The following is a 21,067-nucleotide window of genomic DNA, read 5'->3' as shown; positions in this document are numbered from 1 at the left end:
ACTCTCCCCCAATTAAAGCATGTCAAGGAACCTATTGGTAATCACTTCTGTATCTTCTGGTGTCCGGCAAATAATAAGCATCGTATCATCACCGCATATGGTTCCTAATATTTCGTCCCAATCCAAGTTATCGATGAGAGCACCAATAGCCATAGCATTTCCCGGCAGACATTTCATGACAAGTAAATGTCCTGCGGAATCTATTCGAACAAATGCGTCTATTAATGACCTTTTTAGTTTTTGCAAAGGATTAAACCGCTGGTCAGCCGGTAAGCTGTATTTATAGCGCCCATCACTTAATGGCACTTTTACAAGGTGTAACTCTTTAATATCCCGGGAGACGGTGGCCTGAGTCACATTATAACCTGCATTTTTAAGTTCATCGACTAAATCATCCTGTGTTTCAATATCATTGGTGGCAATAATTTCTCTTATCTTTATATGTCGTTGTCCTTTATTCATACTTTCACCTCGTGGTCGTTAAAACAACTGAGTATTTTGTTCTATTTTGTCGCTTCTACTCATATGTTAGCCCATTTTTATATACTTGTACATTTTTTTCTTAATAAATATGCAATGAAATACAAAAAAAGGGTAAGCGAACCTACCCCTGTTATTCTTGCTTTGTATGAAATTCTCTATGTGCTTCCTTAACCACATCAGCTGGCAAAACCGGCAATAGGTTTGCTCCCGTCTCTCTTTCGCCTTCCCATTTAAGGTGAAGAAGGAACTCAATATTCCCATCTCCGCCGGTAATTGGTGAATAAGATAAGTTCGTAATAGTAAACCCTTGTTGAATAGAAAAATGAATAATTTTATCAATCACTTGAAGGTGAACTTTTTCATCCCTTACAATACCCTTTTTTCCTACTTGCTCTCTGCCCGCCTCAAATTGTGGCTTAATAAGGGCAATTATGTCACTTCCTGGTACTAAGAGCGTTTTAAGTACAGGCAAAATTAAAGTTAATGAAATAAAGGAAACATCGATGGAGGCAAAATTCGGCATTTCTCCGTTCAAATCAGCGGGTGTAACATAGCGAAAATTTGTTCTTTCCATGACAACGACTCTATCATCTTGGCGCAGCTTCCATGCAAGCTGATTGTAGCCAACATCAAGAGCATACGACAATTTAGCCCCATTTTGCAGGGCACAATCCGTAAAACCTCCGGTCGAAGCTCCAATGTCTAACAGAACCTTATCCTGGATATTCACCTCAAAGGATTTTAATGCCTTTTCGAGCTTTAATCCTCCTCGGCTGACATATGGCAGCATATTGCCTTTAATATTAAGTGGGATATCCGTTTTAACTTTTTCACCTGGCTTATCTAAGCGCTCTTCTTTTGTATAAACCAAACCAGCCATTATCGCCCTTTTAGCCTTTTCACGGGTTTCAATCAATCCCCGTTCCACAAGTAAAACATCTAAACGTTCTTTATTTTTCATTATTTAAGCCCTTTGTTGTTTTTTTCGTGCAAGAATGGTAATTCGTTTAACTACTTCCTCTGTTGTCAGGCCAATTTCATCAAGGAGTGCGCCTACGTCACCATGCTCAATAAATTGATCGGGAATTCCTATTCTGTCTATTTGCGAATGATAATAGCCATTTGTCTGGGCAAACTCAAGAACAGCACTTCCAAATCCACCTTGAAGCACTGCTTCTTCAATCGTAAGGATTGGCATATTTTTTCCTAAGAGGATATTTAACATCTTTTCATCCAAAGGTTTAATAAAACGGGCATTAACGATTTTTACAGAAATCCCTTGCTTCTCAAGTCGCTGTGCCGCTTCTAGTGCCATTGGAATAGTAGTTCCAAAGGTTAAGATCGCAGCATCTTCCCCCTCTTTGAGTACTTCCCATGTACCAATCGGAATATTGTGCAAATCCGTATCCAATGGCACACCCAGCCCATTTCCGCGGGGAAATCTTAAGGCAATTGGACCATCATCATATTTCAAGGCCGTATAGACCATATGCTGCCCTTCATTTTCATCCTTTGGCATCATTAACACAATGTTAGGGACATGCCGTAAAAAGGCAATATCAAATACACCTTGATGTGTTTCACCATCAGCACCCACCAAGCCAGCTCGATCAATTCCGATAAACACATTTAAATTTTGCCGACAGATATCATGAACCACTTGATCATAAGCCCGTTGCAGAAACGTTGAATAAATGGCTAAAAAAGGTTTCATGTTTTGAGTAGCTAATCCTGCAGCAACTGTTGCAGCATGCTGTTCCGCGATTCCTACATCATACATTCGGTCAGGAAACTCACTGGCAAAACCTTCAAGCTTGGAACCTACCGGCATCGCCGGGGTTATAGCGACAATACGTTCATCCTCACGTGCAAGCCTTCGAACCGTCTCACTTATTAGGCTGCTCCAGGCTGGCGGCTGCTTTTTATCAGGTTTAACAAAAGCACCAGTGTCCATCTTATATGGACCCGTACCGTGCCATGTACCGGTCTTATCGGTTTCAGCAGGTTGATATCCTTTACCCTTTTTCGTAATCACATGAAGGAGTACTGGGCCTTCTGTCTTTTTCGCATAGCTAAGGTTTTCAAATAAGTCATCAAAGTTATGGCCATCAATTGGACCTAAATATGTAAATCCAAGTTCTTCAAAAAACATGCCAGAAACAAATAAATATTTTAGGCTGTCTTTTACTCTCTCTGCCGTTGCAGCCAGTTTCCCACCAACAGCAGGGACCTTCTTTAATAACACTTCTAACTCATCTTTCACCCATTGGTATTTTCCTGCTGTACGTAATTGACCAAGGATATTATGCAGGGCACCTACATTCGGTGCAATTGACATTTCATTATCGTTTAAAATCACAATCATATCTTTTTTCTCGTGACCAATATGATTCAAAGCTTCTAAAGCCATACCTCCGGTTAAGGCACCATCACCAATTACAGGAACAACGAATGACTTTTCCTTTTTTAAATCTCTTGCAATCGCCATTCCCATAGCAGCAGAAAGAGATGTTGAACTATGTCCTGTTTCCCATACGTCATGTTCACTCTCAATTCGTTTTGGAAAGCCGCAAAGGCCTTTGAACTGTCTTAAAGTATCGAACTCACAAGCTCTTCCCGTTAAAATTTTATGGACATAGGATTGATGGCCCACATCCCAAATAATTTTATCAGTTGGGCTTTCAAAGCATTTATGTAAGGCAATTGTTAATTCTACTACACCTAAATTAGGTCCAATATGGCCTCCAGTTACAGATAACTTTTCAATCAAGAATTGGCGAATTTCCTGACTTAAAGCCTCCAGTTGTTTGTTTGACATCCTTTTTAAAAAGGATGGGTCTTTTATTGATAATAGATCCATGTTTGGACCACTCACTTTCATACTTTTTCATACTAAAAGGTTCTGGTAAACTTGGTTGTTGATTTGCGCTCCAGGCGCTTCGATTTCCGCTCCAATCAACAGTTTTAAAAAATCAACCATTCCATTTATCATAGCCTTCTAAAAAAAGCCGCTAACACGAAAGTGATAACGGCATTGACAACGTTTTCTACATTGAAAACAATTATAACACACTTATTTCATTGCCTCAAATAGCCAATCTTAATGGTCTCTCGAAGCAACTAATTCCGTTAATTCCAACAGTAATTCCGTATCTAAACCTGTCTTTTCCAAATGTTCCTCTGCCAGTTTTATTTGCCTTTGTAAAGCATCTTTAGCCCCATCTAGAGATAACAATAGCGGGTAAGTGCTTTTTTGATTTGTGTTGTCACTTCCAACTGGCTTTCCAATTAAATGTTCATTTCCAACCACATCAAGGATATCATCCTGAATTTGAAAAGCAAGACCAAGATGATGGGCAAATGCTGATAAATTTTCTAGTTGACTTTGATTGGCACCAGCGATAATCGCTCCGGCTAAAACACTATATTTCAACAGTTTCCCAGTTTTATGAATATGGATATATTCTAATTCCGCTAGGGAAAGGGCTTTCCCCTCTCCTTCCATATCTGCTACTTGACCGCCTACCATTCCTTCCGTTCCTGCAGCCTTTGCCATTTCTATCATTAACTTTAGCTTTGTCTCAGGGGTGGCATATTCATTTGGCATTTTACCAACAACCTCAAAACTATAGGTTAGTAATGCATCCCCAGCCAGAATTGCGATGGCGTCTCCAAACACTTTATGATTGGTTGGCTTCCCCCTTCGAAGATCGTCATTATCCATACTTGGCAGGTCATCATGGATTAAGGAGTAAGTATGTATCATTTCAATTGCAGCTGCAGCAAAAAGTCCTTGGTTTGGGTCCATTCCAAACGCATCCAATGTTGCGAATAATAATAAGGGACGAATTCTTTTTCCTCCTGCTTCAAGGGAATAGATCATTGATTCTTTGATGATAGAGGGTGCATCGAGCTCTTCAACCAGAGATTTAAGTTTATTCTCAAGGAGCTGCTTATAATCTTGTGAAAATGTATGAAGTAAACCGGCTTCCAAGTCTATTCCTCCTCAGCAACGGAAAAATTCTCCGTGCGTCCATCCTCCGTAATGATTTGCGTCAGCTGTTCTTCTACGCTTTTTAATTTATCATGACAAAGTTTGGATAATTCCATACCTTCTTTATAGAAGATAATCGCTTCCTCTAAAGGAACATCACCTTCTTCAAGTTTATCGACGATTTGTTCGAGCTTCGTCATTGCCTCTTCAAATGATAATTTATTTTCATTCGGCACTTTTTTCGCTCTCCTTTATGTTCTCCACTTTACAGTAAAGACTGCCATCTGTTAATTGAATCTGTACCTGTTCATTCACTTTTACCTGGCTGACACTTTTGACCAGACGATTTTCTGCTGAATAAGCTAAACTGTAACCGCGTTCCATTATTTTCAACGGACTTAATGCCTGTAAAGTTGATACTAGTCGATCAAAATCTGTTTGTTTTTTGGATAATATTTTGTGCATTGCACGGTTCATGTCTTTTTGTGTACGGTCAAAACTTTTTTTGGCTGCAGCTAAGGCCTCGCTCGGGTGATTCCTCTGCAAACGTTTATGAAGAAGGTCATGCTGTCCCTTTTTAATCGAAGCCAAGCGAGAACTTCCACGTACAAGCAGTTCAGTTAGCTTATCGACCTGCTCCAATTTTTGTTCATATAAACGATGAGGATAACGGAAAGCATACGATTTTTGTACTCTGCTTAATCGTTCCTTTTCAAACCGAAATTTTTCCTGCATCGCCCTAATCAGCCGTGTTTGGCGCTGCAGAACCCTATCCATTAATTCCTCAATATGGGGAACAGCAAGTTCAGCGGCACCCGTTGGAGTTGGCGCCCTTAGATCAGCCACAAAATCGGCAATCGTGAAATCGGTTTCGTGTCCGACGGCTGAAATAATTGGAATCTGCGATTGATGGATCGCTCGGGCTACAAGTTCCTCGTTAAACGCCCACAACTCCTCAATTGATCCACCGCCGCGGCCGACAATCAATACATCAATTTCTTTCATAGTATTTGCTCTTTCAATTTGCCTGGCAATTGACGGGGCAGCGTTCTCACCTTGCACAAGTGCAGGGAAAACAAGGATATTAGCAATGGGATACCGCCTTTTAATTGTGGTAATAACATCCCTTATCGCTGCCCCGGTTGGAGATGTGATGATTCCTACAGTTTTAGGAAATAACGGAAGGGCTTTTTTGGTTTCCAAAGCAAATAAGCCTTCTGCTTCAAGCCGTTGTTTTAATTGCTCAAATGCCAAAAATAATTCTCCAATTCCGTCCGGCTGCATTTCTTTTATATAAATTTGATATTGACCACCTGGTTCATATACAGTGATGTCACCTTTGACAATCACTTTCATTCCGTTTTCAGGCGAAAACTTCATAAACCTTGAATGACCGGAGAACATAACGGCTAGTATGCGGGCTTTTTCGTCTTTTAAGGTAAAATACATATGTCCACTCGAATGCTGTTTAAAGTTCGAAATTTCCCCTCTTACATGGATATCACGTAAATGTGGGTCCGCATCAAATTTTCTTTTTATGTATTTGGTTAAAGCATTCACAGATAAATATGGTTGTTCCTGCATGGCCGCTCCTTTTATTTAACCTAGAGAATAAAACTGTCCTTATCGATGATAAGGACAAGATCCTGCTTAAAACCCTCCGATACTTTCAGAAGCCGATTTTAAGGTATTGTACATAAGCATAGTAATCGTCATCGGGCCAACTCCCTTTGGAACTGGAGTAATATAGCCGGCTTTTTCGCTAACATCATCAAAAGCAACATCACCACAGAGCTTACCTGCCTCATTGCGATTTATTCCGACATCGATGACTACCGCGCCTTCTTTTACATGGTCAGCTTTGATAAAATTCGGAATTCCCACAGCAGCAATTAAAATATCTGCCTGCCTTGTATGTACTGCTAAATTTTCTGTTTTGGAGTGACAATACGTTACTGTTGCATTTTTATTAAGAAGAAGTTGTCCTACCGGCTTGCCCACAATATTACTTCTTCCAACAACAACCACATGCTTTCCTTCTACCTGGATACCTGTTTCTTCAAGAAGTACCAAAATACCGTAAGGAGTACATGGTAGAAAAGCATTCTGTCCAGTCATCATTCTGCCAATATTAATCGGATGAAAGCCATCAACATCTTTTAACGGAGAAATCGACTCAATTACCCTTGTTTCATCAATATGTTTTGGGAGTGGCAGTTGGACTAATATTCCATGGATGGATGGATCTGCGTTCAACTCTTCAATTTTTGACAAAAGTTCCTCTTCAGAAACTGCCTCTGGCATCGTAATCAAAAGGGAGTACATCCCAAGCTCTTCACATGTTTTTTGTTTGCTCTTAACATATGTCCGGGAAGCATCGTTATTTCCAACAAGAATAACGGATAATCCTGGGGTGACTCCTTGACTTTTAAGTTTTTGAACCTCTACAGCAATTTCTAATCGTTTCTTTGCAGCAATTTCTTTTCCATTAATAATTTCAGCGGTCATTTTCCTTCTCTCCCTAACCCTAGAGAAAACCCAATCAATTAATCATTAAGAATTTTTTCTTTTACCTTTGAAAGAACACCGTTAATAAATTTGCTTGATTGGTCATCTCCGAAAATTTTTGCGATTTCAATGGCCTCATCTAAAATAACTTTTTCTGGTACTTCAGAACGATAAAATTTTAGTTCACACACTGCAATTCTTAGTAAGTTTCGATCAACTGTTGCCAGCCGGTCCATAGACCATTTTTCAAGGTTTTCGATAATTAATTTGTCAATTTCATCTTTGTGCTCAACCACACCTAAAACAAGCTTTGATAGATATTCGTCGCCTTCCTCTCCTTCCAAAACATGTTCAATAGCTGATCCTGGTTCAGTATTGCTTACATCGACTTGAAAAAGCGCCTGCAACGCTTTTTCCCTGGCTGTTCTTCTTTTCATTATACCTTTAACTCCTTTAGGGATATTAAGTAAATTTGTCTATTTTATATACAAGATATAGTATTAAGGTAATCGTGAAACCTTACACATAAAATGATAATAGCATAACTAAAAACGATTCGCACATTTACAAAGACAATTTTCTAATTTGCAACCGCTTTTATTTTAAAAAAAGGAAAAAACCAAAGGAATTGGCTCCTTTGGTTTTCATTTTATACTTCTGAATCAATTTCAGGCTCGATTTTTTGGGTTTCAAATTGGATGCCAACAACATGAATGTTAACCTCTTCCGCATCCAATGCCGTCATATTAAGCAGCGCCTGACGAATATTATCTTGGACTTTCCCAGCAACCGTTGGAATAGAAACGCCAAATTTCATTAAACAATAGACGTCTACTTTTATTCCTGATTCGGTTAGCTCCACTTTCACGCCTTTACCATGGTTTTTCTTCCCAAGGCGCTCAACTACACCTGTTGCAAAATTTCCGCGCATGCCTGCAACACCATCCACCTCGGATGCGGCAATACCTGCAATAACTTCAATTACTTCAGGAGCAATCTCAATTTTCCCAAGGCCGTTATTACCTTGTTCCATTTCCAAGATGCTGAATTCGCTCATCAAAAACACCTCCAGATTTTAGACTGATTTCATCACATCATGCAATTCTAAGAATTTCGTATTAAACTGGCCTTCTACGAATTTTTCATGCTCAAGCAGTTTTAAATGAAACGGAATGGTTGTTTGAATTCCCTCCACCACAAATTCACTTAAAGCGCGCTTCATTCTTGAAATTGCCTCTTCCCTGCTGCTTCCATATGTGATAACTTTCGCAATCATCGAATCGTAGTATGGTGGAATTGTATATCCTGGGTACGCTGCTGAATCAATCCGAACACCCAAACCGCCTGGCGGTAAGTACATTTTGATTTTCCCAGCAGAAGGGAGAAAATTCTTCTCCGGATTCTCTGCATTAATCCGACATTCAATTGCCCAGCCTGTGAAGGTGACATCTTGTTGTTTTAAGGAAAGCTTTTCACCATTTGCAACACGAATTTGTTCTTTAATAAGGTCGATTCCTGTGACCATTTCGGTAACAGGGTGCTCCACCTGAATCCTAGTGTTCATCTCCATAAAATAAAACTTTCGATTACGATAGTCATAAATAAATTCTACCGTGCCGGCACCTGAATAATCAACTGCTTTCGCCGCTTTAACAGCTGCATTTCCCATTTCTGTGCGAATTTCGCCATCTAATGCAGGTGAAGGAGTTTCTTCGAGAAGTTTTTGAAGTCTGCGTTGGATGGAACAATCACGTTCTCCTAAATGGATCGTGTTTCCATAATTATCAGCTAGCACCTGTATCTCAACATGGCGGAAATCCTCGATATATTTTTCAATATAAACACCTGGATTCCCGAATGCTGTTAATGCTTCCTGCTGAGTAATATTGATTCCTTTAATTAATTCCTGTTCATTTTTAGCAACGCGGATACCTTTACCGCCTCCGCCGGCTGTTGCTTTAATGATAACGGGATATTCAATCTTTTTTACAAGCTCAAGTGCTTCATCAATATTATTAATGATGCCCGTTGACCCTGGAACAATTGGGACGCCTGCTTCCCGCATCGTTTCCCTTGCAATATCCTTGGTTCCCATCTTGTTAATGGCCTCTGGACTTGGTCCAACAAAGGTGATATTGCATTCTCTGCATAACTCTGCAAAATCAGCGTTCTCAGCTAAGAAACCATATCCTGGATGTATGGCATCACAAGCGGTTAGCTTTGCAACGCTAATAATATTGGTAACGTTTAAATAACTGTCTTTTGATGAAGTTGGTCCAATACAGTAGGCTTCATCGGCAAGCTGTACATGTAATGCTTCGCGGTCTGCTTCAGAAAATACGGCAACTGATTCAATTCCCATTTCTCGGCAGGCTCTGATAATCCTAACTGCAATTTCTCCTCTGTTTGCAATTAACAGTTTTTTAATCATCCTGTTATCGCTCCTTATTCAGGCTTTACTAAAAATAAAGGCTGTCCGTATTCTACTAATTGGCCATTCTTGGCAAGAACTTCAACAATTTCTCCATTTACTTCTGCTTCAATTTCGTTAAATAATTTCATCGCTTCTACGATACAAACAATGGAATCCTTGGATACCTTTGTACCTGCCTTAACATAAGCATCAGCATCTGGAGTTGGTGACGCATAGAAAGTTCCAACCATCGGCGAAGTGATCTTGTGTAAATTTGCTGTATCAGCTTGAGAAGTTGCTTCCACTTTTGCTGATTCCTGCTTTACTACCTCTACTGCCGCAGCAGGTGCAACTGGGATTGGTTGAACAGGTGCAGCCGCCACTTGAGCTGCAGCTTGTGGAATTGGTTGTACAGCCGTTACCACTTGAGCTCCGTTCTTTTTCATTTTAATTTTAGAACCGTCAAGTTCATATACAAATTCATCAATGCTGGACTGGTCAACTAATTTAATCAATTCCCGAATTTCTTGTACTTTTAACATTATGTAACACCCCTTGTACTCCATTAATTAGGACTTACTACTAATACTATACGATAATACCTCATAAAAGTTCAATAATCTATACCTGATGACAGGCGAATTATTAAGAGATTGATTCAATTCAAAATATTATTTTCTCCTAAAAAAGCTAAATTAAACCATTTAAAAAGGAAAGTCATTGATTGTCCCTGCGAATGGGCCTGTTTAAACAAATAAAATAAGAGGCTGCCGAGAGTTATTCGACAGCCTGAGGAAAGTTTTTTTTGCAAGCTATTTAGCTGGCTGGAAGGTTACAGCTACGAAATTAGTATCACCAATTTCTTTTTTCACTTCTTTAATAATTTTATTGGCCTCAGAAGCACTATGTTTCTTCTTGGATTTAACGGTTACGTTTACTTTTTCACCATTAGCTCTGACAAGGACATCATCATAGCCCATTGCTTTAATTAGGGTTTCAAGAATTTCTTCTTGTTGCGCTGTTTGCGTCAATTTATCCATTTGATCCTTTGCTTTACTCCGTTCGTCAGGAGTTAGGTCAGTAGATGCAAGGGTTGCTGTTAACTTTTCTTTCTCCTCACTTCGTGCATCTTCAAGCTTCATACGCAATTCTTCAAAGGCCGCATCCCCTGCAAAGGAAGAAACAACTGTTTTTCCATCCTTAGCCTGGGTTTTAGTTTTTGACTGTTTTTGGTCCATTTGGTCTTTAGGATTTTGTTGCACTGCCGCGAGGTCATTGCCCTTTTGTTCTGGTGAAGTAATGTAATACACCGATAGAACGACTACTAAGCTTAACATTGTTAATAACCAAACCGTTTGTTTTTTCAATAGCATTATTAAAATCCCCCTTTTATTTTTTAGGCATAACAGCAACTCTATGGCTCGGAACTCCTAAGACACGCGTTACTGCCTCGACAATCCATTTTTTCACTTGAATATTATCTGCCCCCTTTGCAACCACCAAGACTCCCCGAATGTCAGGTTTCTTTGTTTCTACAACAATCGGAACCTCTTTATCTCCGTTCCTGATAATCACGAGCTGTTCATCTGAGGAGGTTTCCTGAACTTTTCGCTGGCCGCCATCACGATCTGTTTCGTCGGTGGTTTGTGTTTTTGAAACATTATTTTTTTCTAGCACCTTTTTATCTGTTGAATCAATATTTACAACAACGGTGACATCGTCAACGCCTAACATTTCCTGAAGTGCTTTCTTTAGCTGATTTTCGTATTTTTCTTCATATTCAGCTATCGCTTTATTACCAGAGCTCTTTTTGATTCCAAATGCAGGAACATCATTTGATTGGCCCTTATCATTCGTTGTAGCAGGTACAGCAGAAGAATTGGAGTCCGTTTTAAAGATGACATTGCCTACAAGCATAAAGGCTGCACCAATACAAAGGACAAGAAGCATATATTGATATTTCCCCGGTTTTTTTTCGGATTTTCCATCAAGTTTGAGCCATTTTTTCAAGGTTGATAATGGTCCTTTATTATTATCCATTCTTTTTATTGATCCCCCCTTCAATCGAAACTTCAACTGTTTTTTCTTTTACATTCCATTTTTGCGATAGAAATGCGGCTATTTGCTCTGTTTCTTCTGTTGATTTTTTTGATGGAAGAGGTGTTTCTGTATTAATTTCTATTTGTTTAATCGCTTCGACTGTCTTCACTTTTGTTTCTGGCTGTTTCAGAAGAACCATAACCTTTTGGAGGTTTTCAGGGAATGCTAGATCACTTTCTTCGTTTATGGCGATATCGATATTTGCTATCTCCAATCCGTATTGTTCCATCAACTCCTCCTTAACGTCCTTTTTCAGTCGGACAGCCATTTCTTCTAAAATATATGCATGTTGGGAGGCTTGTATTTCTTTTTTCTTTAAATCTATTAAATTTTTCATATTTTTTTCTCCAGGGGCTTGATATGAAGGGAGAGAACCAAGAGCTGATTCGAAGTCCTTAGAGATTAATTTGAAGATTGGGGTTAAAATAATGGCGATTAACAGCAATCCGGTTACCATCTTCGTATATTTTTGCATACTTGAATTTGGAAGGAGCAAATCGATTACTGTTGCTAAAAGGATAAAAAGAATAATATTTGTTACCCATTCTTTTAAAAAGTCCATTGCTGGGATTCCCTCCTATCTCATCATCATCGTTAAATTTCCGGCCGCGACAATGACAGTAATACTTAAAAAGAACATAAGGGATACAATGCCAAGGGCGGCGAAGACGTATATCACGCTTCTGCTGATAATATCCAGACATTTTATGACCGGCCCTCCCCCTAATGGCTGCAGGATTGCGGCAGCAAACTTATATATAAAGGCAATCATTAAGATTTTAATAGCCGGAAAGGCAACAATGATTAATAGGATGGCTACACCCGCAATGCCAACCGTATTTTTTAACAGTACGGACGCACTAACGACCGTATCTGTTGCGTCCGTGAACATTCTGCCGATAACAGGAATAAAATTCCCTGTTACGAATTTAGCCGTTCTTATTGTTACTCCATCCGTTACTGCTGCTGATGCACCTTGTACAGAGATGACGCCAAGAAATACGGTTAAAAACAGCCCCATTAACCCGATGCTCCAGTTTCTTAATAAGGCCGCCAATTGTGACACCTTATATTGTTCCGACATTGTACTGACGATGCTGAGCAAGGTGGCTAAAAAAAGGAGCGGCAGAATAATATATTGCATGAATACTCCGCTCATATTCATTAAGAAAAGAATAACTGGATGGAAAAAGGCCGCTGAAACAAGTCCGCCAGACGTAGCAATTAATGCAAGCAGCAATGGGACGAGCGCTAGTATAAAGGAAATCATTGTCCCGATCGCTTCATTTGTGTAATTAATGGCAATATGAAAGCTGTTTAAGGCGAGTATGACCAGCACCATATAAACGATAGAGTAAGCAACCTTGCTTATGGCACTTTGTTCAAACGCATTTTGCATGGATTGAAGAAACATGCTAAAAATGGTCAGCATGATTAAGGATCCAAGTAATTTACCGTTTGCAACAAATTCATGAAAGGCAAACTTTAGTACTCCCTGCCCCCATTGTTTAAAAGAGAACTTTTTTTCACCACTTACAAAATCATACAAGCTTCCCTTTTGGCTTTCTGGCAGGAATCCGCCATATTTATTGGAAATATCCTCCCAATATTGTTTAAGCTCTGTTAAATCCAAGGATTTTAGCTGTTCGTCAACCAATGTCTGAGGTGATATTGGGGCAGCTGGGTCTTTAGATTCTTCGGCAGCTTGGACACTTGGAATAAATAAAAAGAAGAATAAGAGAATGATAATGGGAATAATCTGCAGCCTAGCCTTCAATTTTTACACCTCATTAGCTCGGAATTAGTTTGATTATGGTTTCGATGAGCACCGTCAGAATCGGTATCGCCATGGCAAGTATGATAATTTTTCCTGCTAATTCAATCTTCGATGCCAGCGCTCCTTGTCCAGCATCCTTGGTGATTTGCGTAGCAAATTCAGCAATATAGGCAATGCCAATTATTTTTAATATGGTTTCTACATATACCAAATTTACCTTTGCATTGACGGCCAATTTTTCAAGCATATGAATAATTTCATAAATTTTATCTACTAAAAAAAGAAAAATGGTACAACCGACAAAGACGATTAAAAGGAAGGCAAAATTAGGTTTCTGTTCCTTTACAATTAAAGCTAGAAAGGTTGCAACAAGAGCTACGCCGATAATTTTTATGATTTCAATGGCAGAGCCCCCCTTTCTATTGAAACAAAAATACTGATTTTATTTTCTGGAAGAGATCATCGACTATCGAAGCGACCTGAAATAAAATGTAAATAAACCCAAACAGGGTAACCCATTGTGCATATTCCTTTTTTCCAACCTGATCAAGAACTGTATGCAAAAATGCAACGACTATCCCCACACCGGCTATTTTAAAAATAATATCCACTTCTAAGCCCATTGCTTTTCCCCCTAAAATAATAAAATGATCAGTAATAATCCCGATAAGAACCCGAGACTCTTTACCATTTTTTCGTATTTGGCTTGTGCTTGAATCGCGTCAGCTTCTTCTCTTTCCAAATGGGAAAGAGTCAGCAATATATGCTTCTGTTGGGAAAAGCGATCATGACGGCCGAGGGTTTCCCCAAATTGCTTCATAATTTCAAATTCTCCCTGCTTTAAAGCGGTTGACTTCCATATCTCTATTAAGCTAGTTTCCCAAGCCTCTTTTACCGTTGTTTCGGTATCCGTTAATTTCTTGGCAAAGCTATCAAAGAAAGAAGACAGTGGCTTTGATAGCTGAACGGCTAATCTTCTTGCTGCTTCATGTAATGGTGTATGGCTGTACATAATTTCAGCCTCAAGAGATTGAAGAGCAGACCTTAAGGCACGAAGCTGCTTGGGCCTTTCACTAAAATGCCTGGCCGCCTCAAATCCAATGACAGTGGTCGCAACGATTATAAAGATGGCTCCAATAAGCTTAACCATTTATGTCACACTCACTTTTTGTTTCATGTCTTTTCCTGTTTCATCTAATATATGGGTAATGGTACCAGGACCACTTTTTCGACTGAGAACAACAAACCGCTCGAAAATTTTTTGATCAAGAATTTCCCTTAGGGAAGGTCTGCTCCTTAATTCCTCCAAGCTCGTCCCATGCGTGGTCATTATGAGTTTTATTCCCGCATGAACAGCCTCCTGTATGGCTTCAGCATCTTCTTTCCTGCCAATTTCATCCACAATGAGGACTTCCGGACTCATCGAGCGAATCATCATCATCATCCCTTCTGCCTTTGGACAAGCATCTAATACGTCTACCCGGTTGCCAAAGGTCAGTTGAGGCACTCCATTCACACATCCGGCAATTTCACTGCGTTCATCCACTATACCTGCCTTCTTTGCCTCGATGCATTTAGCTCTATGCCCTGCAGAGATTATTCTTGCAATATCACGAAGCAAGGTGGTTTTTCCCGTTTGAGGTGGACCGATAATCATGGTGTGCATCCAGCTTCCGTTAAACAGATACGGAATCATTGGGTCTGCAATCCCAATCTTTTCTCTAGCGATCCGAATGTTAAAAGAAGCAATATCTCTGATGGCCTTAACCTTTCCGTCTTCGAGAATAACTTTGCCGGCAAGACCTATTCTGTGGCCGCCGGAAACGGTTATATACCCTCGTTTAAGTTCCTCTTCAAGCGTATAGATGGAGAATTGACTAATTTTATTCATTAGATGGAAGGCATCATCAGGCTGAATGATATATGAAAGGAATTTTGGTGCACCCTTCATCGTTATTTCAATCGGCCGATTGATGCGAATCCGTATTTCTTCCAATTCTTCTTTTTGATCAGAGGGGATTTGTTTGATTAGGCCGGCGATATTTTTAGGTAAAAAGTTTAGGATCGTTTCCACAAAAAGCTTCCTCCTCTTCAATGCCTGTCTCATTATTTAAAATGTATGCCTGCTAAGGCACATTATGACTTTCAAATCTGTCAAAATATGTTTTGAGTCTATTGCTAAGTGGAACATTTATTAAAGGGTGTCGTATTTTATAGGAAAGAGAAAAGCACTTGGGAGGGGAGATATGTGTACCATTACCAGCCATCGATTCGTAACGGATTTCCAAGAGTTAGGAAATCTTTAATCAAAGTGAATGGGGAAGGAGAATTAGCGGTACAACCGGACTCAGCTTCGGTAAACTTAGGTGTTATAACGGAAGGAAAGGAACTACTAACCGCTCAGCAGCTAAATTCTCAAAAATCTACAAAGGTAATCAATGCTTTAGTATCACAAGGTATCAACAAAAATCAGATCCAAACCTTCGATTACCGTATAGAATCAGATTATGATTACGAACAGGGAAAACAAATATTCCGCGGATATAAAATCACTCATATCCTCCAAGTGAAGATAGACGATTTATCGAAAATAGGGAATACAGTGGATACAGCTGTCCAAAACGGTGTTAATTATGTCTCTAATGTTCAATTTAAGGTAAAAAACAAAGATGCTTACTACCAGCAAGCCCTTAAGCTAGCTCTGGCCAATGCTCATCAAAAAGCGAGTACAATTGCCAGTTCATTAAATGTGACATTAATACAAACTCCAAGCTTAGTCGTTGAGGGAGGAACCTCAGTCCAACCTTTTTCCTATCAGCCTGAAACAATGGTTAAAGGCATTGCTTCTACTCAAATTGAACCGGGACAAATTATTGTAAAGGCCAATATATTGGCCGAATTTCATTACACATAAGAAAAGCGTAAGCGCCTTGGTCAGCCCCGACAAGCAACCTCGAGGGGCTAGGCGCTGAAGCTGGACAGTTCTCGAATTCGAAATTTATACTTTCCATTAAAAAAGGATTGAGCCATGGCTAAATGGTTCAATCCTTTTTTATTATTTGTCATATTTCTTAACCCAATTATATAACTGCATTTCGGTTACCGGACCATTATAATGTTCTCTAATAATTCCCTGTTTATCAATAACAAATGTTTCAGGCTGCCCCGTAACATTATATAATTTGGAAACTTTAGCATTATAATCAAATAAATAGGTCATTCCCTCTTGATTTTTTTTGGTAACCTTATTGATTCTATCCATTGTTTCTCCGCGGTTTATCATGATTAACGGATACTTATTGCCATAATCTTTTTGAAAGGCCGCCAGCTCTGGGAATTCTTCCTTACAAGGTGCACACCAGCTGGCAAAATAATTCAATATAACCACTTCGCCCTTATAATCTGTAAGTTTCGTTTTGCTGCCGTCCAAATTTGGCAGTTCGAAATTATAAGCCTTATCTCCAACATCTGTATGTTTGCCCTTCGTTACTAAACTATAACCAAAAAAGCCAAACATTCCTACGATAAGAATCATTACGAGCAATTTGCCAACTTGCTTGTTCATCGGACTTCCTCCTGACGCAGTTCAACATTTATTTATCAAGCTGCTTTAAGAATTCGATTTCCTTCTTAAGCTTGTCATGCCTTTTTCCAATGATAAACATATAACTAAAAATGACCACCCAAGCAACGGAATACGCACCTAACATATATTCATAATTCATGATTCATTCCTCCTATTTATCTAATGTTTCTCTTAATTTTTCTTTATACTGATCCACTTTAGTTTTCATATTTTCAAACGAAACACCTTTATGAAGAAGATAAGAATAAAGAATCGTAAAGGCCGTGATGGTAACAAGCAGTGCGACTAACATCGTATCCTCAATACCGCCGCCCTTTTGAGACGGCCCTTCACCAAACACAATTGGATGGAATTTTGTCTGCCACCAGCGAATTGCGAAGAACACAATTGGAACGTCAGCAAACCCAATGATGCCAAAAACCGAAGCAAGACGAGCCTTCTTATCCCAAACACCATCCATTTGACGAATCATAATATAGGCAACGTAAATAAAGAAAAGAATTAACGTCGTAATCAAGCGTGGTTCCCATACCCACCAAGTATTCCAGGCGGACCTAGCCCAGATCGGACCTGTTGTTAATACGATGATGGTGAAGACTACACCAATTTCTGCAGAAACATACGCATACGTATCAAATATTCTTTTCCGTTTGATTAAAAACAAAATACTAAACACAAAGGTTACAAAAAAGGCTAGAAATGCAAGCCATGCAGAACTCACATGGAAATAAAATATTTTTTGTGCAGCACGCATGGTTGTTTCTTCGGCTGCAAAAATAAAGATAAAATAAAGGGAAACTAGCATAGAAATGACGGATGCGCCAAACAAAACTTTCGTTAGATTTTCTCCTCTAGTGTCAGTCAGGCGGGAATCAGGAAGCACCGCTTTTTCTCGTTCGAGATTTATACTCATCACTTAAACCTCCAGCACATAATCGATTAATAAGAAACAAACTACAAAGAAAATCACATCGTAAGCAGATACCAATTGAATCCATGCTATTGCACTAGGGAGTTTTTCCATATTAGTTAAAATAATTTTCGTTGCCTGAACAACACCAATTAAGATTGGAGTTGTAATGGGAAATAACAATAAAGGCAGCAGCATTTCACTGCTTTTTGAATTGGCAGCGAGAGCTGCTAAAAACGTCCCAATGGCGATAAACCCAAAACTCCCTAAGAAAATGACTAAAATAAAATACGGAAGGCTGCCAAAAAACTTAAAATCAAATAATAAGAATAAAAACGGTATAGCAACAAGTTCGACTACAAGAATCATAGAGAAATTTGCGAGGAATTTCCCCAAATAAATACTCGCAGCCTCCATTGGTGCAACCAATAAACCCTGCATGGTATCATTTCGCTGTTCCGCTATAAATGACCGATTTAGTCCTAATATTCCTGCAAACACAATAATGACCCAGATGACTCCTGGAATAACTGCTTTAGTTGTGTTATTTGCAGGATCAAAAGCAAAACTGAATACAACAATAACAAGTCCTGCAAAGATAATTTGGGTAACTAAAATTTGTTTTGTTTTAAGTTCTGAATATAAATCCTTTTTGGCAAGAAGGAGAGCTGTTCGAAATAAATTCATGATACTCCCTCCACCTGCATTTCATATTTTTCTGAAATAAGGTCTATATTACGATTCTCGATTTTAAAATCATCGACAATTTTTCCGTTTCTCACAATGACAATTCGGTCACAAATTTCAGCTGCCTGTTTGAAATCGTGAGTAACCATTAATGTGGTCGCGCCATTTTCTTTCATCGAAAGAATAACATTATTTAAGATTGATATAGCGACTTGATCCAAACCGGTATGGGGCTCATCCAAAAGGAGAATCTCAGGGTCATGGACAATTGCCCTTGCAATGGCAATTCTTTGGATCATTCCCCGAGAAAAGTTCTTAACCGGTTCATTTAAGAAAAAGGATAGCCCAACGTCCTTCACAAGTTTCATCGCTCTTTGTTCTACATCCTTCATCCGATATACATTTCCGAAGAATACAAGATTTTCTAATGGAGAGTAATGATCATATAGCAAACTGGAATGGGGTAAATATCCTATTAACCTTTTAATTTCAATATGGTTCTTTTTAAGATCTAAACCATTTATTCTGACAGTACCTGACGTCGGTTTAATTAGAGTTGCCATCACCTTTAGTAAGGTACTTTTACCAGCACCATTTGGTCCAAGGATGGCTACCGTTTCCCCTTCTTTTACCTGGAGGTCTACACCTCGTAAGATTAGCTTATTATCAGCTTGCTTCGTCAGATTCTTTATATCTATCATTCGAGTTCCCTCCCCCTGCCAGCTGCTACTCTATGAAATGACGTAAATTTATTTTCACTTGAACTAAATGCTGTTTGTACGCGTCCAGCTTGGAATGATATTCACTCTCTGAAAGCATTCCATCCCCAAAGGTCTCTTCGAGTTCAATAATTTTATCCATAATGGCTTTCTGTTTAGCCATTAATAGTTTGAAAGCTTTTTCTTCCTTATCCGTACCAAGTTTTTCCTCTTCTAATCTTGCTTTTCTTTTAAAATAGGCAAAATAGGAGATTCCGGCGATAATAATGGCTCCTAAAATGATTAAGAACACATGCGGATTAAAGCGGTGTAAAGGCGATTGTGCCCACATTCTAAGATGGCCTGGATTATGAAATGCCGGTGCAGTATGGGTTACAGCGCTATTTTTTGAACTGTCATTCGTTGTTTGAGCTTGCTTTGTCTCATCCGCTGCTGGCTGTACATCTTGTTTATATACTAGCGAAAAGGTTTGACCAGCATTTAGACCTTCAATGCTATAGCCAAAATAGTTTTGATCATCAAATTTAAATAGTCCTTGACTTGTAGCTTGCACGCCTTTCGTTTCAATGCTTCCCATTCCTTCAGGAACAAGAATTTGCATCATTTGAACTTGATAATCTACCGTTAGTGAAATCTCCTTGCCTTTTTCCATTCGATAGCTGTATGGGAGCACCTGTGTTTGATTAGCAGGGACAGGAGTTGTCGTAACAAAGCCTTCTTCTACCTGTTTAAAGGCAATTTTATTATCTAAAAAATTTAGATCTTTTGCTCCTTTAGGCAGAGTTACCTTTAAAACGGCTTCATCTGAACCTTCACCTTTAAATTCTTTTGATGATGTATTCGTGAAATTTACCATATTCATCATATTCGTTGACCCATCTTCAGCTGAGCTGACAACTATGTAATGCATATCAATTGAAACCTTTGATTCAGATGCTGCTAAACTGTTTATTGGAATGAGCAGCATTAGTCCAAGGAGGAGAATGGTGATTTTTTTAATCACTTTCCTTCCCCCTTTTTCTCTTGATAGTTTTTCATTTGAGCCTCAATTTCTTTTTCCACTTCAGCCATTATATCTTTATCAATTTGTGCTGCGATTGTCAGTTCTTCTTCTTTCATGATTCCCGCTACTTCTGCTTCATATTGTTTCTTTAAACTTTTATAATCGGAGTGAGAGATTTTATCCATTTTGTATTCAAACTCTAATTCATTCAAGGTAGTTAGTAGTGCTTCCTTTGTGGAAACTAAATCTAGACCTTTGCCACCAACGTTTAAATAAGTATCCCACTTAAAATACGGTGATAATATTAAAAATAGGCAAGTAAGCACTAATACGACCGTAAAGATCATCGAAATAATTGAGATATCGTGCATTATGTTCACATCCTAAAGATACTTTTTGCGTTCTTCATCGATCATGGAAGAAAGGATTTCTCCTTCAACTTCATCTTCAGTGTCCTGATATTCAGTGATTAGTTCCACTTTTCCTTTTCGCTTCACCCATTTACGAATGATAAAATATAATGCAATCGCTGCAAAGCCTAATACCGCAAAAGGGATTGCCCAAGCAGCTAAGCTAAAACCGCTTTTCTCCGGAGCAGTTAAGATTTCTTCTCCATAAATATTGACATAGTACTCACGGATCTTATCTTTATCCCAGCCTTTTTTCATCATGCCAACTAAATCCTTTTTAAATTCAGTAGTTAGATTGCAGGTATTTGGATCACATTCATAATGATCTTGGCCGCAGCCGCAAGTACAGGCGAATTGAGAGGCCACTGCTTTAAATTCAGCCGATTTATAGTCGAACTCTTTTGCTTCTACACGAAAGAATGATCCTTGAAAAATAAACGCTATAATTAGGAGCCCAAGATAAATTTTATTTTTCAT

Annotated in this window: 28 protein-coding genes; 1 reads left to right on the top strand and 27 read right to left on the bottom strand. The window is 39.0% G+C overall.

Features of this window, described 5'->3' with window-relative positions; genetic code table 11:
• Positions 1–12 precede the first annotated feature (12 nt).
• From ahrC to spoIIIAA, 19 genes are all read right to left on the bottom strand, one after another.
• On the bottom strand, positions 13–462 hold the full coding sequence (gene ahrC / locus AC59HZ_RS02445; protein ID WP_223591477.1) for a transcriptional regulator AhrC/ArgR: 450 nt from the start codon (positions 460–462) through the stop codon (positions 13–15).
• Between the two features lie 151 nt (positions 463–613).
• Positions 614–1,444 carry a TlyA family RNA methyltransferase gene (locus AC59HZ_RS02440; RefSeq protein WP_496544302.1) on the bottom strand — a complete coding sequence of 277 codons (831 nt, stop codon included), beginning with the start codon at positions 1,442–1,444 and terminating at the stop codon, positions 614–616.
• Between the two features lie 3 nt (positions 1,445–1,447).
• A complete protein-coding gene (gene dxs / locus AC59HZ_RS02435) occupies positions 1,448–3,343 on the bottom strand; it encodes a 1-deoxy-D-xylulose-5-phosphate synthase (protein WP_496544301.1) in 1,896 nt (631 codons plus the stop codon).
• A gap of 240 nt (positions 3,344–3,583) precedes the next feature.
• A complete protein-coding gene (locus tag AC59HZ_RS02430) occupies positions 3,584–4,477 on the bottom strand; it encodes a polyprenyl synthetase family protein (protein ID WP_496544300.1) in 894 nt (297 codons plus the stop codon).
• A 2-nt stretch (positions 4,478–4,479) separates the two neighbouring features.
• A complete protein-coding gene (locus AC59HZ_RS02425; protein WP_335715157.1) occupies positions 4,480–4,713 on the bottom strand; it encodes an exodeoxyribonuclease VII small subunit in 234 nt (77 codons plus the stop codon).
• Positions 4,703–6,061, bottom strand: coding sequence for an exodeoxyribonuclease VII large subunit (gene xseA, locus AC59HZ_RS02420; protein WP_496544299.1), 1,359 nt, complete (start codon positions 6,059–6,061; stop codon positions 4,703–4,705). The genes AC59HZ_RS02425 and xseA overlap by 11 nt, the downstream gene beginning before the upstream one ends.
• Positions 6,062–6,127: 66 nt before the next feature.
• Complete coding sequence (folD, locus tag AC59HZ_RS02415) at positions 6,128–6,985, bottom strand: bifunctional methylenetetrahydrofolate dehydrogenase/methenyltetrahydrofolate cyclohydrolase FolD (protein ID WP_496544298.1); 858 nt, start codon at positions 6,983–6,985, stop codon at positions 6,128–6,130.
• Positions 6,986–7,023: 38 nt separating this feature from the next.
• On the bottom strand, positions 7,024–7,422 hold the full coding sequence (gene nusB, locus AC59HZ_RS02410) for a transcription antitermination factor NusB (RefSeq protein WP_496544297.1): 399 nt from the start codon (positions 7,420–7,422) through the stop codon (positions 7,024–7,026).
• Between the two features lie 212 nt (positions 7,423–7,634).
• The gene (locus AC59HZ_RS02405; RefSeq protein WP_430072335.1) at positions 7,635–8,042 is read right to left on the bottom strand and encodes an Asp23/Gls24 family envelope stress response protein; all 408 of its coding nucleotides are present in this window, start codon (positions 8,040–8,042) and stop codon (positions 7,635–7,637) included.
• Positions 8,043–8,060: 18 nt separating this feature from the next.
• Positions 8,061–9,416, bottom strand: a complete 1,356-nt coding sequence (accC, locus tag AC59HZ_RS02400) for an acetyl-CoA carboxylase biotin carboxylase subunit (protein WP_496544296.1) — start codon at positions 9,414–9,416, stop codon at positions 8,061–8,063.
• A gap of 14 nt (positions 9,417–9,430) precedes the next feature.
• Positions 9,431–9,940 carry an acetyl-CoA carboxylase biotin carboxyl carrier protein gene (gene accB / locus AC59HZ_RS02395; protein ID WP_496544295.1) on the bottom strand — a complete coding sequence of 170 codons (510 nt, stop codon included), beginning with the start codon at positions 9,938–9,940 and terminating at the stop codon, positions 9,431–9,433.
• 270 nt (positions 9,941–10,210) lie between these two features.
• Positions 10,211–10,771, bottom strand: coding sequence for a SpoIIIAH-like family protein (locus AC59HZ_RS02390; protein ID WP_496544294.1), 561 nt, complete (start codon positions 10,769–10,771; stop codon positions 10,211–10,213).
• Positions 10,772–10,787: 16 nt separating this feature from the next.
• Positions 10,788–11,438 (bottom strand): stage III sporulation protein AG, encoded by a 651-nt coding sequence (spoIIIAG, locus tag AC59HZ_RS02385; RefSeq protein ID WP_496544293.1) that lies wholly within the window; start codon positions 11,436–11,438, stop codon positions 10,788–10,790.
• Positions 11,431–12,060: a stage III sporulation protein AF gene (gene spoIIIAF, locus AC59HZ_RS02380; protein ID WP_496544292.1), complete on the bottom strand. Its 630-nt coding sequence runs from the start codon at positions 12,058–12,060 to the stop codon at positions 11,431–11,433. Before spoIIIAF ends, spoIIIAG begins: the two co-directional genes overlap by 8 nt.
• 15 nt (positions 12,061–12,075) lie before the next feature.
• Positions 12,076–13,275, bottom strand: coding sequence for a stage III sporulation protein AE (gene spoIIIAE, locus AC59HZ_RS02375; protein ID WP_496544291.1), 1,200 nt, complete (start codon positions 13,273–13,275; stop codon positions 12,076–12,078).
• A 13-nt stretch (positions 13,276–13,288) separates the two neighbouring features.
• Entirely contained in the window at positions 13,289–13,678 is a 390-nt protein-coding gene (spoIIIAD, locus tag AC59HZ_RS02370; RefSeq protein ID WP_289985496.1) for a stage III sporulation protein AD, read from the bottom strand.
• 16 nt (positions 13,679–13,694) lie between these two features.
• Complete coding sequence (gene spoIIIAC, locus AC59HZ_RS02365; RefSeq protein WP_007084610.1) at positions 13,695–13,898, bottom strand: stage III sporulation protein AC; 204 nt, start codon at positions 13,896–13,898, stop codon at positions 13,695–13,697.
• An 11-nt stretch (positions 13,899–13,909) separates the two neighbouring features.
• Positions 13,910–14,425, bottom strand: coding sequence for a stage III sporulation protein SpoIIIAB (spoIIIAB, locus tag AC59HZ_RS02360; protein WP_430072356.1), 516 nt, complete (start codon positions 14,423–14,425; stop codon positions 13,910–13,912).
• A complete protein-coding gene (gene spoIIIAA, locus AC59HZ_RS02355) occupies positions 14,426–15,349 on the bottom strand; it encodes a stage III sporulation protein AA (protein WP_496544290.1) in 924 nt (307 codons plus the stop codon). It abuts the gene before it with no gap.
• Between the two features lie 174 nt (positions 15,350–15,523).
• Here spoIIIAA and AC59HZ_RS02350 point away from each other — a divergent pair, with 174 nt between their 5' ends.
• Positions 15,524–16,189: an SIMPL domain-containing protein gene (locus tag AC59HZ_RS02350; protein WP_496544289.1), complete on the top strand. Its 666-nt coding sequence runs from the start codon at positions 15,524–15,526 to the stop codon at positions 16,187–16,189.
• A 141-nt stretch (positions 16,190–16,330) separates the two neighbouring features.
• On the opposite strand, the gene AC59HZ_RS02345 is transcribed toward AC59HZ_RS02350, so the two are convergent.
• The 8 genes from AC59HZ_RS02345 to AC59HZ_RS02310 are packed head-to-tail and all read right to left on the bottom strand — an operon-like array spanning position 16,331 to position 21,067.
• Positions 16,331–16,840: a TlpA family protein disulfide reductase gene (locus tag AC59HZ_RS02345; RefSeq protein WP_496544288.1), complete on the bottom strand. Its 510-nt coding sequence runs from the start codon at positions 16,838–16,840 to the stop codon at positions 16,331–16,333.
• Positions 16,841–16,868: 28 nt separating this feature from the next.
• Positions 16,869–17,000, bottom strand: coding sequence for a CcmD family protein (locus AC59HZ_RS02340; protein WP_430071824.1), 132 nt, complete (start codon positions 16,998–17,000; stop codon positions 16,869–16,871).
• A gap of 12 nt (positions 17,001–17,012) precedes the next feature.
• Entirely contained in the window at positions 17,013–17,774 is a 762-nt protein-coding gene (locus AC59HZ_RS02335; RefSeq protein WP_496544287.1) for a cytochrome c biogenesis protein, read from the bottom strand.
• A 3-nt stretch (positions 17,775–17,777) separates the two neighbouring features.
• Positions 17,778–18,458 carry a heme exporter protein CcmB gene (locus tag AC59HZ_RS02330; protein ID WP_496544286.1) on the bottom strand — a complete coding sequence of 227 codons (681 nt, stop codon included), beginning with the start codon at positions 18,456–18,458 and terminating at the stop codon, positions 17,778–17,780.
• Positions 18,455–19,159, bottom strand: coding sequence for a heme ABC exporter ATP-binding protein CcmA (ccmA, locus tag AC59HZ_RS02325; protein ID WP_496544285.1), 705 nt, complete (start codon positions 19,157–19,159; stop codon positions 18,455–18,457). Before ccmA ends, AC59HZ_RS02330 begins: the two co-directional genes overlap by 4 nt.
• A 25-nt stretch (positions 19,160–19,184) precedes the next feature.
• Complete coding sequence (locus AC59HZ_RS02320) at positions 19,185–20,180, bottom strand: hypothetical protein (protein WP_496544284.1); 996 nt, start codon at positions 20,178–20,180, stop codon at positions 19,185–19,187.
• On the bottom strand, positions 20,177–20,551 hold the full coding sequence (locus tag AC59HZ_RS02315) for a hypothetical protein (protein WP_496544283.1): 375 nt from the start codon (positions 20,549–20,551) through the stop codon (positions 20,177–20,179). The genes AC59HZ_RS02320 and AC59HZ_RS02315 overlap by 4 nt, the downstream gene beginning before the upstream one ends.
• A gap of 12 nt (positions 20,552–20,563) precedes the next feature.
• On the bottom strand, positions 20,564–21,067 hold the full coding sequence (locus tag AC59HZ_RS02310; RefSeq protein WP_496544282.1) for a cytochrome c-type biogenesis protein: 504 nt from the start codon (positions 21,065–21,067) through the stop codon (positions 20,564–20,566).

It is taken from the genome of Neobacillus sp. DZ-9 (assembly GCF_059587065.1).
This window is presented reverse-complemented; position numbering and strand designations above follow the sequence as displayed.

What these genes read in the sequence shown, in the direction of transcription:
- AC59HZ_RS02340 (WP_430071824.1), bottom strand. Translation starts at nt 17,000, where the DNA reads ATGAATTATGAATATATGTTAGGTGCGTATTCCGTTGCTTGGGTGGTC.
- spoIIIAB (WP_430072356.1), bottom strand. Translation starts at nt 14,425, where the DNA reads ATGGTTAAGCTTATTGGAGCCATCTTTATAATCGTTGCGACCACTGTC.
- AC59HZ_RS02335 (WP_496544287.1), bottom strand. Translation starts at nt 17,774, where the DNA reads ATGAGTATAAATCTCGAACGAGAAAAAGCGGTGCTTCCTGATTCCCGC.
- ccmA (WP_496544285.1), bottom strand. Translation starts at nt 19,159, where the DNA reads ATGATAGATATAAAGAATCTGACGAAGCAAGCTGATAATAAGCTAATC.
- AC59HZ_RS02315 (WP_496544283.1), bottom strand. Translation starts at nt 20,551, where the DNA reads ATGCACGATATCTCAATTATTTCGATGATCTTTACGGTCGTATTAGTG.
- spoIIIAG (WP_496544293.1), bottom strand. Translation starts at nt 11,438, where the DNA reads ATGGATAATAATAAAGGACCATTATCAACCTTGAAAAAATGGCTCAAA.
- spoIIIAF (WP_496544292.1), bottom strand. Translation starts at nt 12,060, where the DNA reads ATGGACTTTTTAAAAGAATGGGTAACAAATATTATTCTTTTTATCCTT.
- nusB (WP_496544297.1), bottom strand. Translation starts at nt 7,422, where the DNA reads ATGAAAAGAAGAACAGCCAGGGAAAAAGCGTTGCAGGCGCTTTTTCAA.
- accB (WP_496544295.1), bottom strand. Translation starts at nt 9,940, where the DNA reads ATGTTAAAAGTACAAGAAATTCGGGAATTGATTAAATTAGTTGACCAG.
- AC59HZ_RS02390 (WP_496544294.1), bottom strand. Translation starts at nt 10,771, where the DNA reads ATGCTATTGAAAAAACAAACGGTTTGGTTATTAACAATGTTAAGCTTA.
- AC59HZ_RS02345 (WP_496544288.1), bottom strand. Translation starts at nt 16,840, where the DNA reads ATGAACAAGCAAGTTGGCAAATTGCTCGTAATGATTCTTATCGTAGGA.
- xseA (WP_496544299.1), bottom strand. Translation starts at nt 6,061, where the DNA reads ATGCAGGAACAACCATATTTATCTGTGAATGCTTTAACCAAATACATA.
- ahrC (WP_223591477.1), bottom strand. Translation starts at nt 462, where the DNA reads ATGAATAAAGGACAACGACATATAAAGATAAGAGAAATTATTGCCACC.
- dxs (WP_496544301.1), bottom strand. Translation starts at nt 3,343, where the DNA reads ATGGATCTATTATCAATAAAAGACCCATCCTTTTTAAAAAGGATGTCA.
- accC (WP_496544296.1), bottom strand. Translation starts at nt 9,416, where the DNA reads ATGATTAAAAAACTGTTAATTGCAAACAGAGGAGAAATTGCAGTTAGG.
- AC59HZ_RS02405 (WP_430072335.1), bottom strand. Translation starts at nt 8,042, where the DNA reads ATGAGCGAATTCAGCATCTTGGAAATGGAACAAGGTAATAACGGCCTT.
- AC59HZ_RS02330 (WP_496544286.1), bottom strand. Translation starts at nt 18,458, where the DNA reads ATGAATTTATTTCGAACAGCTCTCCTTCTTGCCAAAAAGGATTTATAT.
- AC59HZ_RS02440 (WP_496544302.1), bottom strand. Translation starts at nt 1,444, where the DNA reads ATGAAAAATAAAGAACGTTTAGATGTTTTACTTGTGGAACGGGGATTG.
- folD (WP_496544298.1), bottom strand. Translation starts at nt 6,985, where the DNA reads ATGACCGCTGAAATTATTAATGGAAAAGAAATTGCTGCAAAGAAACGA.
- AC59HZ_RS02310 (WP_496544282.1), bottom strand. Translation starts at nt 21,067, where the DNA reads ATGAAAAATAAAATTTATCTTGGGCTCCTAATTATAGCGTTTATTTTT.
- spoIIIAC (WP_007084610.1), bottom strand. Translation starts at nt 13,898, where the DNA reads ATGGGCTTAGAAGTGGATATTATTTTTAAAATAGCCGGTGTGGGGATA.